The organism is Qipengyuania rhodophyticola (assembly GCF_042493225.1).
Lineage (GTDB): Bacteria > Pseudomonadota > Alphaproteobacteria > Sphingomonadales > Sphingomonadaceae > Erythrobacter.
On the sequence record NZ_CP170454.1, the window covers coordinates 836,143 to 848,467 of the forward strand.

15 protein-coding genes are annotated in these 12,325 nt (G+C 58.1%); 7 read left to right on the forward strand and 8 right to left on the reverse strand.

Annotation, left to right across the window (positions count from 1 at the left end; translation table 11 throughout):
* Positions 1 to 83 precede the first annotated feature (83 nt).
* Positions 84 to 1,364 carry a UDP-N-acetylglucosamine 1-carboxyvinyltransferase gene (gene murA, locus ACFCXQ_RS03965; protein WP_379553297.1) on the forward strand — a complete coding sequence of 427 codons (1,281 nt, stop codon included), beginning with the start codon at positions 84 to 86 and terminating at the stop codon, positions 1,362 to 1,364.
* 14 nt (positions 1,365 to 1,378) lie between these two features.
* On the opposite strand, the gene ACFCXQ_RS03970 is transcribed toward murA, so the two are convergent.
* The 3 genes from ACFCXQ_RS03970 to ACFCXQ_RS03980 are packed head-to-tail and all read right to left on the reverse strand — an operon-like array spanning position 1,379 to position 2,228.
* Positions 1,379 to 1,792: a GNAT family acetyltransferase gene (locus tag ACFCXQ_RS03970; RefSeq protein WP_379553299.1), complete on the reverse strand. Its 414-nt coding sequence runs from the start codon at positions 1,790 to 1,792 to the stop codon at positions 1,379 to 1,381.
* Complete coding sequence (locus tag ACFCXQ_RS03975; RefSeq protein ID WP_379553301.1) at positions 1,789 to 2,019, reverse strand: ribbon-helix-helix domain-containing protein; 231 nt, start codon at positions 2,017 to 2,019, stop codon at positions 1,789 to 1,791. Before ACFCXQ_RS03975 ends, ACFCXQ_RS03970 begins: the two co-directional genes overlap by 4 nt.
* Positions 2,016 to 2,228 carry a TIGR03643 family protein gene (locus ACFCXQ_RS03980; RefSeq protein ID WP_379553303.1) on the reverse strand — a complete coding sequence of 71 codons (213 nt, stop codon included), beginning with the start codon at positions 2,226 to 2,228 and terminating at the stop codon, positions 2,016 to 2,018. Before ACFCXQ_RS03980 ends, ACFCXQ_RS03975 begins: the two co-directional genes overlap by 4 nt.
* Before the next feature lie 124 nt (positions 2,229 to 2,352).
* On the opposite strand from ACFCXQ_RS03980, the gene ACFCXQ_RS03985 reads away from it, so the two are divergent.
* Complete coding sequence (locus ACFCXQ_RS03985; protein WP_379553305.1) at positions 2,353 to 2,775, forward strand: hypothetical protein; 423 nt, start codon at positions 2,353 to 2,355, stop codon at positions 2,773 to 2,775.
* 14 nt (positions 2,776 to 2,789) lie between these two features.
* Here the strand turns inward: ACFCXQ_RS03985 and phbB are convergent, their stop codons facing one another.
* Positions 2,790 to 3,512: an acetoacetyl-CoA reductase gene (gene phbB / locus ACFCXQ_RS03990; RefSeq protein ID WP_379553307.1), complete on the reverse strand. Its 723-nt coding sequence runs from the start codon at positions 3,510 to 3,512 to the stop codon at positions 2,790 to 2,792.
* A 150-nt stretch (positions 3,513 to 3,662) separates the two neighbouring features.
* Positions 3,663 to 4,430: a hypothetical protein gene (locus ACFCXQ_RS03995; RefSeq protein WP_379553308.1), complete on the reverse strand. Its 768-nt coding sequence runs from the start codon at positions 4,428 to 4,430 to the stop codon at positions 3,663 to 3,665.
* A 419-nt stretch (positions 4,431 to 4,849) separates the two neighbouring features.
* On the opposite strand from ACFCXQ_RS03995, the gene ACFCXQ_RS04000 reads away from it, so the two are divergent.
* From ACFCXQ_RS04000 to holA, 4 genes are all read left to right on the forward strand, one after another.
* Positions 4,850 to 5,317 (forward strand): DUF3576 domain-containing protein, encoded by a 468-nt coding sequence (locus tag ACFCXQ_RS04000; protein ID WP_379554538.1) that lies wholly within the window; start codon positions 4,850 to 4,852, stop codon positions 5,315 to 5,317.
* Positions 5,318 to 5,413: 96 nt separating this feature from the next.
* Positions 5,414 to 7,942 carry a leucine--tRNA ligase gene (gene leuS / locus ACFCXQ_RS04005; protein ID WP_379553310.1) on the forward strand — a complete coding sequence of 843 codons (2,529 nt, stop codon included), beginning with the start codon at positions 5,414 to 5,416 and terminating at the stop codon, positions 7,940 to 7,942.
* Entirely contained in the window at positions 7,942 to 8,430 is a 489-nt protein-coding gene (gene lptE / locus ACFCXQ_RS04010) for an LPS assembly lipoprotein LptE (RefSeq protein WP_379553312.1), read from the forward strand. Before leuS ends, lptE begins: the two co-directional genes overlap by 1 nt.
* A complete protein-coding gene (gene holA, locus ACFCXQ_RS04015; protein WP_379553314.1) occupies positions 8,427 to 9,467 on the forward strand; it encodes a DNA polymerase III subunit delta in 1,041 nt (346 codons plus the stop codon). The genes lptE and holA overlap by 4 nt, the downstream gene beginning before the upstream one ends.
* A 162-nt stretch (positions 9,468 to 9,629) precedes the next feature.
* Here the strand turns inward: holA and ACFCXQ_RS04020 are convergent, their stop codons facing one another.
* The 3 genes from ACFCXQ_RS04020 to ACFCXQ_RS04030 are packed head-to-tail and all read right to left on the reverse strand — an operon-like array spanning position 9,630 to position 11,545.
* Entirely contained in the window at positions 9,630 to 10,202 is a 573-nt protein-coding gene (locus tag ACFCXQ_RS04020) for an LptA/OstA family protein (RefSeq protein WP_379553316.1), read from the reverse strand.
* A complete protein-coding gene (locus tag ACFCXQ_RS04025; protein ID WP_379553318.1) occupies positions 10,199 to 10,888 on the reverse strand; it encodes an LPS export ABC transporter periplasmic protein LptC in 690 nt (229 codons plus the stop codon). The genes ACFCXQ_RS04020 and ACFCXQ_RS04025 overlap by 4 nt, the downstream gene beginning before the upstream one ends.
* 24 nt (positions 10,889 to 10,912) lie before the next feature.
* Positions 10,913 to 11,545: a ribonuclease D gene (locus ACFCXQ_RS04030; RefSeq protein ID WP_379553320.1), complete on the reverse strand. Its 633-nt coding sequence runs from the start codon at positions 11,543 to 11,545 to the stop codon at positions 10,913 to 10,915.
* A 79-nt stretch (positions 11,546 to 11,624) separates the two neighbouring features.
* Here ACFCXQ_RS04030 and ung point away from each other — a divergent pair, with 79 nt between their 5' ends.
* Positions 11,625 to 12,320 carry a uracil-DNA glycosylase gene (gene ung / locus ACFCXQ_RS04035; protein WP_379553322.1) on the forward strand — a complete coding sequence of 232 codons (696 nt, stop codon included), beginning with the start codon at positions 11,625 to 11,627 and terminating at the stop codon, positions 12,318 to 12,320.
* The last annotated feature ends 5 nt before the right edge of the window (positions 12,321 to 12,325 follow it).

The window sequence follows — 12,325 nt, forward strand, 5'->3', positions numbered from 1 at the left end:
GAGCGTGTGCATAGGATGTTTCCGCCTAGCATATTCAATGTGTCATTTGCGCTTAACGTAGAAGTATTTATGGAGGGTGTCTTATGGACAAATTGATTATTCGCGGCGGCAATCGGCTGACCGGCACTCTTCCGATTTCTGGGGCCAAAAACTCTGCTTTGACGTTGATCCCGTGTGCGCTTCTGACCGAAGAGCCGGTTACTCTGCGCAATTTGCCGCGCCTTGCCGATATCGACGGGTTTCAGCATCTGATGAACCAGTTTGGCGTCACCTCGGTGGTGCAAGGCACGCGGCCTGAGGATTTTGGCCGGGTGATGAGCTTTGAGGCGACGCGGATCACCTCCAGCGTCGCGCCTTATGATCTGGTGCGCAAAATGCGCGCGTCGATCCTCGTGCTCGGGCCAATGCTGGCGCGGATGGGCGAGGCAACGGTGTCGCTGCCCGGGGGCTGTGCGATTGGCAACCGGCCAATTGATTTGCATCTGAAAGCGCTTGAGGCGCTGGGCGCATCGATTGAGATGGCTCAGGGCTATGTGAAGGCGGTCGCACCCGCCGACGGCCTGCCCGGCGGCGATTTTGATTTTCCAGTAGTGTCTGTTGGCGCGACAGAAAATGCGCTGATGGCGGCTGTTCTGGCGAACGGCACAAGCCGCCTGTTTAACGCTGCGCGTGAGCCTGAGATTGTTGATCTGTGCAATTTGCTTGTCGCGATGGGCGCGGAAATTGAAGGCATTGGTTCTTCCGACCTGACTATTCACGGCAAGCCTCGCCTCCACGGCGCAACGTACCGCGTGATGGCCGACCGGATTGAGGCGGGCTCCTATGCCTGCGCGGCGGCTATAACCGGCGGTGATGTGACGCTGACGGGCGCCAAGGCCAGCGATATGCAGGCGACACTGCATGCGCTTCAGCAAATCGGCTGTGAAGTGGAAGAGCTTAAAGACGGCGTGCGGGTTGCCGCGGGCGGCGCGCTCACCGCGACCAATCTCACCACTGCGCCATACCCAGGCCTGGCGACTGATATGCAGGCGCAATTGATGAGTTTGCTCTGCAAAGCGGACGGCACAAGCGTGCTCAAAGAGACGATTTTCGAGAACCGTTTCATGCATGTGCCTGAGCTGACGCGGATGGGCGCGGATATCGAAACGGAGGGCCGTACAGCGATCGTCAAAGGCGTCGATACACTCAATGGCGCTGAAGTGATGGCAACTGATTTACGCGCCTCGATGAGCCTGATTATCGCTGCGCTCGCTGCCGAAGGCGAGACGCAGGTTCGCCGCATTTATCACCTTGATCGCGGCTACGAACGGCTGGAGGAAAAGCTCCAGCTGGTTGGTGCTGATATTGAACGGGTGGATGATTGAGGGCTTAGCCGCCGCTAAATCTCGCGGCCCATGCTGATGCGATCTTCGATGACAAAGCCGAGGTCGCGATAGAAAGCGGCGACCGGTTCATTGCCAGCTCTGATCTGCAAATTCACTTTGGAGCAGCCGCGTTCCCGCAGCTCCGCGAGCGCATGGTCAACCATTTGCCGCCCGACCCCTGCGCGCTGCAACTCGGGATCAACTGCTACGGTATAGAGCCAGCCGCGATGGCCATCGTAGCCAGCCATGGTGGTGCCGATCACCCGACCGGATTGATCCTCGGCGACGAGGAACAAATCATCCTCCATTGCGAGCTTTGCCGGGATTGCCTGCGCTGCCTGATTGCGCGGTGGGTCATTGGGAAAGCAGCGACGCCAAAGCGCATCCACGCCCTCAAAATGGCGCTCTTCATAGACTACAATGTTCATTGGCTCACTAACCAAACACGGATGGCGCTCGCAAGGCCCGGCGGGGTTGGAGACTTAATCCGCTCTGCATCAATCCGCGCAACGATAGCGTTGATCGGAACGCCTTCCGCCTCGGCTGCATCGCGCAGCATGGTCCAGAACAAGGGCTCTAAAGAGATGCTTGTCTTGTGCCCGGCAATCTGGACTGAGCGTTTGACCGGCGGGTGATAGGGGCTTGGCTCGCTCATTTATAATGCTCGCGCCGGGTGCCGAAATCACGCACCCGCTTGCGCCATGTCCGATAGCTCGATGGCTTCAGATTGTCGCGCATCAGCACTTTTACTTGCGCATCTGACAAGCCATATTGCTGCTCAATGTCGGCAAAACTGACATGATCGGATAGCGCCATTTCTATGATCGCGCTGATATCGGCGGCCGTGAGTTCTGGGCGTGTCATCTCGCTAGTTCATGCCGTTTTACGCGCGAATATACAAATTTGTGTCGCGATGCTGCTCAGGGCGCTATTACTTTTGCTGAACGGGTTTGGGCGAGTTGGCCTGGCCCTCGTAAGGTGAGGTTTGATGAGTTTGAAAGACGGAAAGCTGGTGCGCGGCATTCGAGAGGTATGGACCGGTGTTTCAGGAGAGGGCCGCCTGCATGAGCGCGAGCATCGCGCCTCGATGGACGCGCTCAACCTATTTTTTGGCGCAATCGTCGGCGTCAATTTTGCCAATCAGAGCACAATGGACGTCAAGGACTATGCCGTCCTGCTTTTCCTCACCGCTTGCCTAATTGCGCTGATCCTCATCATTTCGAATACGTCGCGGCGGATCTGGTCAGCGATCCAGCTGATCATCATTTTCGGCGTGTATTACTTGCTTACAATGGTCGAGAAGATTGTCGGCGAGGTTGATCAAAAGCTGGTTGTGACTTTGGCAGTCTGGGCAGGTGCTGCACTGCTATTTGAGTTCACACCGCGCGATCCCGACCCGGAGGAGAGCTGAGGCCTGCCCAGCCTTCAATACATATGCTGGCCGCCATTAATACTCATCGTCGAGCCGGTCACAAAGGCAGCCTTTTCGCCGGTCAAAAAGCTCACCGCACGCGCGATTTCCTCTGCATGGCCCAACCGTCCCACAGGAATCTTGGCCACGATCTTCTCCAGCACTGGCTCCGGCACGGCGGCGACCATATCGGTGTCGATATAGCCTGGTGCGATCGCATTAACGGTAATGCCGAAGCGCGCGCCTTCTTGCGCGAGCGCTTTAGTAAAGCCGTGAATGCCCGACTTTGCGGCGGCGTAATTCACCTGGCCATATTGCCCGGCCTGCCCGTTAATGGAGCCGATATTGACGATGCGGCCAAACTTGCGGTCTTTCATCCCTTCAAAACAGGCCTTGGCCATATTGAAGCACCCACCCAGATTGACGCGCATAACGTCGTGCCAATCATCATAGCTCATCTTCATCAGAGTTCCGTCGCGGGTGATCCCAGCATTGTTGACCACGACATCGATCGGGCCGACGTCCGAGGCGATTTTCGCGCAGCCTTCCAGCGCTTCTTCATGCGTGCCGACGTCAAATTTATATGCTGCGATCCCAGTCTCGGCGGTGAAGGCCTTCGCTTTTTCTTCATTACCGGCATAATTGGCGACAACTGTCATGCCGTCATCGCGCAGGCTCTCGCAAATAGCGCGGCCAATTCCGCGTGTGCCCCCAGTAACCACAGCAATTCGGCTCATACATGTTCTCCAAATGATAGATTCCGTAACGTCATTCGAGCTTTAGGGGGTTGCGCGTTTGAGCGCGAGCTAAATTAATAAGCGCTCGGCCCCAGTTTTGCTTGTGCTGAAAAGGTGAATGGTGCGGACAGCTATGCCGCGCTTAAAGCATCAGAACTTAAACTGTGTTCCGACATATACAGCCTGGCTGTCTTCGACGCCATCTGTCAGTGGATCAAGTCGATCACGGTCCGATGACAAGCGGACACCGGCGGTCACATTCAGATTGCCAACAACCCGGTAAGAGCCGCCGACTTCAATGCTGCGGACCTCTGCGCCCTCAAGCGTGCGCGGTGCACGGCCAGCATTGCTTTCTTTCTGGATCGCAATGCGCGACTGGAAACGGCTGGGCTTGCCAGACTTGTCACGCTCGTCAGCACGAAACTCACCAAGGTCAGGCATCGCAATATCGCGAATTCCGCTCGGCAATTCGAGCGCTTTCGGGGCCGGAGCAGCAAAGCCTTGATAGCCCTTGGCAAGGCCGAGATTATATTTGGTTGGCGCAATCGTTGCCGCCGATTGGCCAAGGCCAGGCGCATTCGCGGCCGCCGCTGTGGCGCTACGTACCGAGATGGCGCGGGCGGTCAGATCATCAACACGCACCGCCATGGTGACAGTGCGCTCTTGCTTGGCTGGGCGAGCAGCTGGCGTAAAGCGCAGCGCATCCGTGCCTAAGGCCGCAGCAACTTCGTTGACAATCGTAGGATCTAGATTGGCCGGAGTAAACGGAATGAACCGCGTATTCTCGATGCTTTCAGTGCTCAAGCTGATCGAATCAATCGCCAGAACAGCAGATGGCGCGCCAATGACCATGCCGACGCAGGCGAGCGTCGCGGGAAGGACCCGCCACTTGCTCGAACTGTTTCGGCTATTTGCCACCTAACATCCCCTATCTCTCCAATCGCTGCTCTTAAAACGCGTCGCTCCAAGAGCATATCGCAGAGCTTAAGCCTGTTTCACATGAATGCGCAGTTAAACTGCCACGTGATCTGTGCCTAGTACGCTCCACCTCCGATTCGGCTCACTGTAGAGGATCGGGGACTCTTTCGCGAATCTTGAGCCCTGAAATTACACTATTTTGCACTTAGTGTGGCTCTGCGCCCACAGGCATGGCGCGTTGCGGCATGGCGAGGCAAGGCGACTTCGATCACCTCTGTGCCCCACCAATTCACCGTCTGTTCAGCGGTTCAGCGCGCATGGTCGACAAAGCGGGACACATCCGCTCAGGCTCTCTTGCTCCGCTCGCTGCGCCCGCTATAGAGCGAGAGATCACTTCGATTAAGGATATGCATACCGATATGACGCCTTTTGCACCGCAATCACTGACCGTACGTAATCGTGCATCGCGTGTGACGCTTGTTGCCGCTGCTTTGGCGACCCTTGCGGCGTGCAGTAGCGGGAATGAGCGCCCTGACGCTGACTTAGCAGCGGCTCAAGTCAACACCATCGGCGTCAATTCCTATCTTTGGCGCGCGACGCTCGACACGGTCAGCTTCGCGCCGCTGCTTCAGGCAGATAGCGCGGGCGGAGTTGTGGTGACAGATTGGTACGCCAATCCCAGCAACCCGGAAGAGCGGGTGAAGATGACGATTGCCATCCTTGATACTGATTTGCGGGCAGATGCATTGCGCGTCGCGGCTAGCCGTCAGGTTTCGCAGGGCGGCACTTGGGTAGAGGCGCCAGTGCAGGCGGCCACGGTCCAGAAGCTGGAGGACATCATCCTTACCAAAGCGCGCCAATTGCGCCGTCAGGCCGTCACCAACTAAGCGTATTACGCAGGCGTGACCCGTTTGCGCTCTAAACTGCGATAAAAGCGGCAAAGCTGCTTTCAATCCAGCGCGAATCTCGGCAAAAGCCACCGCATGACTAAGCAGGAATTTGATCCATCGCGCGCTGATGGACGCTGGCAAAGGGCGTGGGACGATGCGGAGACATTCCGCGCGGATAGCAATTCGCCCAAACCAAAATCTTACGTCCTCGAGATGTTCCCCTATCCCTCGGGGCGGATCCATATTGGCCATGTGCGCAATTACACCATGGGCGATGTGCTGGCTCGCTATAAACGCGCGACCGGGCATGAGGTGCTTCACCCGATGGGGTGGGATGCGTTTGGTATGCCAGCGGAGAATGCCGCAATTGAGAAGGGCGTGCACCCCGGCGGTTGGACGCGCGACAATATCGAGCACATGAAGGGGCAGCTCAAACGGCTCGGCTTTGCGCTGGATTGGAGCCGTGAATTCGCCACTTGCGACCCGGAATATTACGGGCATGAGCAGGCGCTCTTCCTGGATCTGTATGAAGCAGGACTGGTTTATCGCAAGGAAAGCGAGGTCAATTGGGACCCGGTCGATATGACGGTGCTCGCCAATGAGCAGGTAATCGATGGCAAGGGCTGGCGCTCAGGTGCTGAGGTGGAGCGTCGCAAGCTCAACCAATGGTTCTTCAAGATCACCGATTTTGCCGAGGATCTGCTCGATGGGCTGGGCGAGCTTGAGGGCTGGCCCGATAAGGTGCGGCTGATGCAGGAAAACTGGATCGGCAAAAGCGTCGGCCTGCAGATCGCTTTCTCGCTTAGTGATGGCGGCGAGATTGAGGTCTATTCCACCCGGCCAGATACGATTTTCGGCGCGAGCTTTATCGCTGTTGCTGCCGATCATCCGGTTGCGCAGGCGGCGGCGAAGGATAACCCGCAAGCGCAGGAATTTATCGCTGAATGCAAACGCGGCGGGACGACGGCGGCGGAGCTGGAAACGGCAGAGAAGCATGGCTTCTTGACCGGTATCACTGCGCAGCATCCGCTCAATCCCGATGTAAGCCTACCGGTCTACATCGCCAATTTCGTGCTGATGGATTACGGCACGGGCGCGGTGATGGGCGTACCGGGGCATGACCAGCGCGACTTTGAATTTGCCACCAAATACGCACTGCCGATCATGCGGGTCGTTGCGGCGGACGCAGCGGACAAAGATTCACCGTTTGCCGATGGCGCAGAAGCTGGCGACGGCCTGCTCGTAAACTCTGCCTTTCTTGACGGGATGAGCGTTGACGAGGCAAGGCGCGCCATTGTCGAGCGTGCTGAAAAAGAGAATTGGGGCACGGGCAAAACCGTTTGGCGTCTGCGCGATTGGGGCGTTTCGCGCCAGCGCTATTGGGGCACGCCGATCCCGATCATTCACAGCCCTGATCATGGGCCCGTGCCGGTGCCCAAAGATCAGCTCCCGGTAGAATTGCCGGAAGACATTGATTTCGACAAACCGGGCAATCCGCTTGAACGGCACCCCACATGGAAGCACACGACCTGCCCTATCAGCGGCAAACCGGCGCTCCGCGAAACCGACACGCTCGATACTTTTGTGAACTCCTCGTGGTATTTTCTGCGCTTCGCGAGCCAGCCTGATGACAAGCCTTTTGATGCGGAAGAAGTCGCAAAATGGTTGCCGGTTGAGCAATATATTGGCGGGGTGGAGCATGCGATCTTGCACTTGCTCTACGCGCGCTTCTGGACACGGGCACTGGAGCGTACTGGCCTTGTCCGCGTGAAAGAGCCGATCGCCAGCCTGTTTACGCAAGGCATGGTGACGCATGAAACCTATTCGCGGCGCGCGCCCGAAGATGGGCGGCAGAGCTTCTTCACGCCCGCCGAAGTCAAGCGCGAGGGCGAGAAAGCGACGCTTAAAGAAGACGGCTTTCCGGTCGATATTGGCCGCGTCATCAAAATGTCGAAATCGAAGAAAAACGTGGTCGACCCAGATGAAATTGTCGACAAGTATGGGGCGGATGCAGTGCGCTGGTTTATGCTGTCTGACAGCCCGCCAGAACGCGATTTGCCATGGTCAGAGGCGGGCATTGAAGGGTGCTGGCGCTATGTGAACCGGCTTTGGCGTCTGGTGCTCGCTTACGAAGCTGACGCGGCTGGTGAAGGGGCTGGGCTTGAACGCAAGACCCACCAAACAATCGCTGCCGTTGCCAAAGATATTGAAGCGCTTGCCTTTAACAAGGCGGTCGCCCGGCTTTATGAGCTCACCAGCGCGGTTGAAAAGGCTCCCCCCAGCGCGAGCCGAAGCGCGGCTATAAAGGCGCTCGTGCAGCTCGCTTCACCGATGATGCCGCATCTCGCCGAGGAAGCGTGGGAGCGGATGGGCGGTGAAGGTCTTGTTGCAGACGCACCTTGGCCGACGGTCAATGAGGCTTTGCTCATCGAGGACGAAGTCACCATTGCGGTTCAGCACAAGGGCAAATTGCGCGACACTCTGACCGCGCCAAAGGGTGCGGCGAAAGAGACTTTGGAAGAAATGGCGCTCGCCAGCGAGAAGGTGCAGCGTTCGATTGATGGCGCGGAAATCCGGAAAGTGATTGTCGTTCCCGATCGCTTGGTCAATATCGTTACGTGATGCGTATCCTACTCGCCCTCTCCGCTCTGTTTGCGCTGGCTGGCTGTTCTTTGCAGCCGCTCTATTCCGCTGGCGCTCAGGGCGCGGTTGCAAATGGTCTTGCTGCGATTGATGTGCCGGCCATTCCGGGCCGAGCGGGTTGGCTCGTGCGCAATGCGCTCAACGATGGCTTGGTCGCAAAAGGCACAGCGACCCCGAAATACCGTCTCGATGTGCGACTTGACGATGAGCTACAGGGACTTGGCGTTTTGGGCGACGATACGATCAGCCGGGAGCGGCGAACGCTAAGAGCACGCTATCAGCTGATTGATCTGGCGAGCGGGGATATCCTGCTTGATGCGAGCGAGACGACCGATGCCGGAATTGATGTCGTATCGAGCGAATATGCCACCATTGCGGCGGAGCAGCGGGCGCTGGAAAATCTCTCGCTCCAACTTGCCAATCGCATGATTACGCGGATCGCGCTGACGCTCCGCAAAGAGCAGTGAAGCTCACAAACAGCACATTCCAAGGCAAGGCGCGCGATGCGGCGGCCAATTGCTCAATCTTCTTCTTTTGCGGACAGGATGAGGCGGGGGCCTCGGCCGCGGCGAAGGATCTGATTGAGCTATTGCCTGAAGCGGGCGAGAAGGTCGAAATCCCAGGCGCGGAATTGCGAAGTGACCCAGCGCGGCTCGGCGATGAAGCGCGCTCGACATCTTTGTTTGGCGGGACGCGTCATATCTTCGCGCGGGTCACTGGCGATGAAGCACATGAGGCGCTCAAGACGCTGATCGAAACTGGTGAGGCGGGCGGCGGCGATGCGTGTCCAGTGGTGCTGGTGGCGACTTCTGCCACGGATAAATCGCGCACGGCCAAGCTACTGGAGAAGCGCAAGGATGCGCTGGTGGCGATGTTCTATCCGCCAGATTTGTCGTCGGTGACGCAATCGGTGCGCAAGATGGGGGATGCCGCCGGCGTTCAATTATCGGTTGATCTGGCGGAGCGGATCGCGCGCGGGGCCAATCTGGATGTCCGGCTGGCCAGTTCAGAAGTCGAGAAGCTCGCGCTTTATCTTGATGCCGGGCAGCAATCGCCGCGCCGCGCAGAAGCGGCTGATCTCGATGAGATTGGCGCGACGAGTGAGGAAGATGGTTTCATGCCGCTCGTCAATGCAGTGCTGTCTGGCGATACTGGGCGCTTGTCGGGCGAGCTCAAACGCATGCGCGAGGTGGCGCTGAACCCGGTGGGCGTGTTGCTGGCGGTGGAACGCCGGGCGGCGCAATTGGCAAGGATCTCGGCAAAGCTTGGCACGCGCGGCACTTTGGATGGGCTGAGCAAAGGCGAGAAAGCGCAGCTTGGCATTTTCTTTCGCGAAGAACGGGAAATCCGCACACAGGCTCGGCACTGGAGGGGCAAGAGGCTCGATCTGCTGACCTTGCGCCTGACCGAGATGCACCGCGAATTGCTGGTCAATAGCCAGTCGGCGGAGATGCTATTGTCGCAGGGGCTAGCGCGGATTGCGCGGAGCGCTGCGCCGCGCTGAGCCGCATCACAATTCAGCTCTGGCGGCCTGCAAAGTGCACCTTTCCATGCTTCCGGTGCTCACGTACCCAAAAGTACGCTGCGCTCCGGGTCACGAAAATCTACCCTTTTCGGCTCGCCATCATCTGAATTCTAATACAGCTCAGATGATTTAGCCCGCACCCTAATTCTCCGGAACGGAGAATGTGCCGGTCACGCGGCCATTCCCAGAGCCATTGGCAGCATCAATTCCAGTTACCCCAGAGGAACCGCTTGCTCGGCCATCAACGCTCGACATGCCGCTGGCGAGGTCAATCACTAGCCGCCCGCCATTAAGCGTGTCGCCACCGCGCCTCAAGCGCACATTACCTGACATGGTGATGATCCGGCGGCCAAAGTCGTAGACCGCAACATCGCCTGACGCAGCCTCGTTCCCGCGCTGAACACGCACGCCGCCCGTTGCGGTAATCCGCTGAATCTGGAGGCTGCCAGCATCAGAATAATTCACCAAAGTTCGCGCGGCGTTTAATGTCAGCCCAGCCTGTTGGATCTGCACATTGCCTGACAAGACCACGCGGTTTTGGCGATCCTGCAGCTCTATCCGATCAGCGCCATAATTAACTGGTGCATTGGAATTATGCGCAGCGATCGATTGCGCATGAAGCTGGATTGATCCGCCAATTGCGCCAAGCGTCGCCGTGGTCAGCACAAACCCTGCCAGCGCGTATTTCGCGGAAGTATTTAGCAGGTTTCTCATCTGGTCATCCTTAAATTCCCGGGCATTCTGAGCTCACCGGGTGTCATCTGCAATTTCGCATTGCCAATCAAAGAGATGGTGCGCGCTTCCAGATCAGCCTCTAGCCGATTGGCCGAGAATGTCCCAGCCGGGATTGTGCCGGATACGCCATCTGCGCCGGTCACGCGCTTATCATTTAGCGAAACCGATACATCGCGGATGAGCATGCGATAGCCATCTGCCGCTTCCATTTCCATCGGGCCAATGACGTCCATAAGCTCGCTATCGATATTATACGCTCCAGCTCCGGCTTCGAGTAAGGCCGGGCCATCTGACAAGAGCATGCGTGCCGCCATATCTTCCATGCGAACCACGCCCTCGGCGCTTGATTGCTGAACTGCCTCATCGGCCATCAGCGAAAAAGGGCGCCCGGTATCATCCTGGCCGCGGTACATGGCGTTGTCGACGCGCAAACGCTCATCAATCACTGCCACCTCGTTGCGATCCAGCAGAAAGCTGACCTCACCGCGCGGGCTTAGCGGGGTGATCACCATTAAGGCTGCGACGACGCCAACACCCATTGGCAAGGCGCGGGCAAGAAAGCGGATTGTTTTGTCATGTGTTCCGCCGGGGGCGGCAAAATGGCGGCGTTTGCTGCGCTGCTCAGCCGCTTCTTCTGTTTCGATCCGTTTCTGCGTGAACGCCATGACTGTGCTTTGCGCCTCGCTTCCTTACGAGTGGCTGAAGATGTCGTGGTCAGGCCAGCCGGCCAGATCAAGCCGCGCGCGGGTGGGCAGGAAATCAAAGCAGGCTTGTGCTAACTCATCGCGTCCTTCGCGAACCAATCGCTTGTTCAGCTCATCACGCATCCGGTGAAGGAAACGCACATCGCTGGCCGCATAATCGCGCTGAGCTTCGCTAATATCGGGCCCGCCCCAATCGCTGCTTTGTTGCTGTTTGGAGACGCTCTCACCGAGCAATTCCTCGACGAGATTCTTAAGCCCGTGGCGATCTGTGTAGGTGCGCACCAACTTACTGGCAATCTTGGTGCAAAAAACCGGACCTGCTTCCACGCCCAGATAATGCTCAATCGCCGCCAGATCGAACCGGCCATAATGATAGAGCTTTGTGCGTGTTTTGTCAGCCAAGACCGCTTTCAAATTTGGCGCGTCATAGGAACTATTCGGGCCAAAGCGGACCAAATGCTCATCGCCATTGCCGTCGCTGATCTGGACGACGCATAGCCTGTCGCGCGGGGTGATGAGCCCCATGGTCTCGGTGTCGACCGCCAGATCGCCTGAGCCTTCACCATTGGGGCCAAATACGCCTGCGGGCAGGTCTTCCTCGTGAAAATGCACTGTCATGACTTGGGGCTTTAGGCCGATTGGGGATTGAGGGAAAGGGGTGCTGGCATGGTGCGCGCATCGAGCCTAGCCTCGCGTCATGACAAGTGATGCTGTTCCTGAAAGCTGGAGGCCGGCGCTGGGCCCGGTTTTGCAGACGCCCGAGGCGCGCAGGCTGGGCGGCTTTCTGCGGACAGAAGAGGATGCTGGCAAGGCGATATATCCGCTGCGTGGGAGCCGCCTGCGCGCGCTTGAGCTGACCCCGCTGGACAGTGTAAAAGTCGTGATCCTAGGGCAAGACCCGTATCACGGGCCGGGTCAGGCGATGGGGCTCAGTTTTTCCGTGCCTCGCGGCGTGCCGCCACCGCCCAGCCTGCAGAATATCTTCAAGGAATTGCATGATGATCTGGGTCTCACTTACCCTGATCACGGCGATCTCACCCACTGGGCCAAGCAGGGGGTTCTGCTGCTCAATAATACGCTCACGGTTGAGGCGCACAAAGCAGGAAGCCATGCCGGCAAGGGGTGGGACGCGATTACCGATGCCTGCGTTGCGGCGGTCGCGGCGCGCGAGCAGGCGTGTGTTTTCGTGCTTTGGGGCGGCCATGCGCAAAAGAAGGCTGGTCGCATAAAGACCCTGCACTCCGGGCCGCATCTGGTGCTCAAAAGCCCGCACCCCAGTCCGCTATCCTCCTATCGCGGCTTCTTTGGCAGCAAACCTTTCAGTCAAGCGAATGTTTTCTTGGAGGCGAATGGACGCGGCGCAATTGATTGGAGACTAAGCAGAGAGGAGTGACCTTG

Coding starts and splice junctions, on each gene's coding strand:
- ACFCXQ_RS03975 (WP_379553301.1), bottom strand. CDS start 2,019: ATGAGCGAGCCAAGCCCCTATCACCCGCCGGTCAAACGCTCAGTCCAG.
- ACFCXQ_RS04000 (WP_379554538.1), top strand. CDS start 4,850: ATGACGCCTTTTGCACCGCAATCACTGACCGTACGTAATCGTGCATCG.
- ACFCXQ_RS03980 (WP_379553303.1), bottom strand. CDS start 2,228: ATGACACGCCCAGAACTCACGGCCGCCGATATCAGCGCGATCATAGAA.
- phbB (WP_379553307.1), bottom strand. CDS start 3,512: ATGAGCCGAATTGCTGTGGTTACTGGGGGCACACGCGGAATTGGCCGC.
- ACFCXQ_RS03985 (WP_379553305.1), top strand. CDS start 2,353: ATGAGTTTGAAAGACGGAAAGCTGGTGCGCGGCATTCGAGAGGTATGG.
- ung (WP_379553322.1), top strand. CDS start 11,625: ATGACAAGTGATGCTGTTCCTGAAAGCTGGAGGCCGGCGCTGGGCCCG.
- ACFCXQ_RS03970 (WP_379553299.1), bottom strand. CDS start 1,792: ATGAACATTGTAGTCTATGAAGAGCGCCATTTTGAGGGCGTGGATGCG.
- murA (WP_379553297.1), top strand. CDS start 84: ATGGACAAATTGATTATTCGCGGCGGCAATCGGCTGACCGGCACTCTT.
- ACFCXQ_RS04030 (WP_379553320.1), bottom strand. CDS start 11,545: ATGACAGTGCATTTTCACGAGGAAGACCTGCCCGCAGGCGTATTTGGC.
- ACFCXQ_RS04025 (WP_379553318.1), bottom strand. CDS start 10,888: ATGGCGTTCACGCAGAAACGGATCGAAACAGAAGAAGCGGCTGAGCAG.
- ACFCXQ_RS04020 (WP_379553316.1), bottom strand. CDS start 10,202: ATGAGAAACCTGCTAAATACTTCCGCGAAATACGCGCTGGCAGGGTTT.
- leuS (WP_379553310.1), top strand. CDS start 5,414: ATGACTAAGCAGGAATTTGATCCATCGCGCGCTGATGGACGCTGGCAA.
- lptE (WP_379553312.1), top strand. CDS start 7,942: ATGCGTATCCTACTCGCCCTCTCCGCTCTGTTTGCGCTGGCTGGCTGT.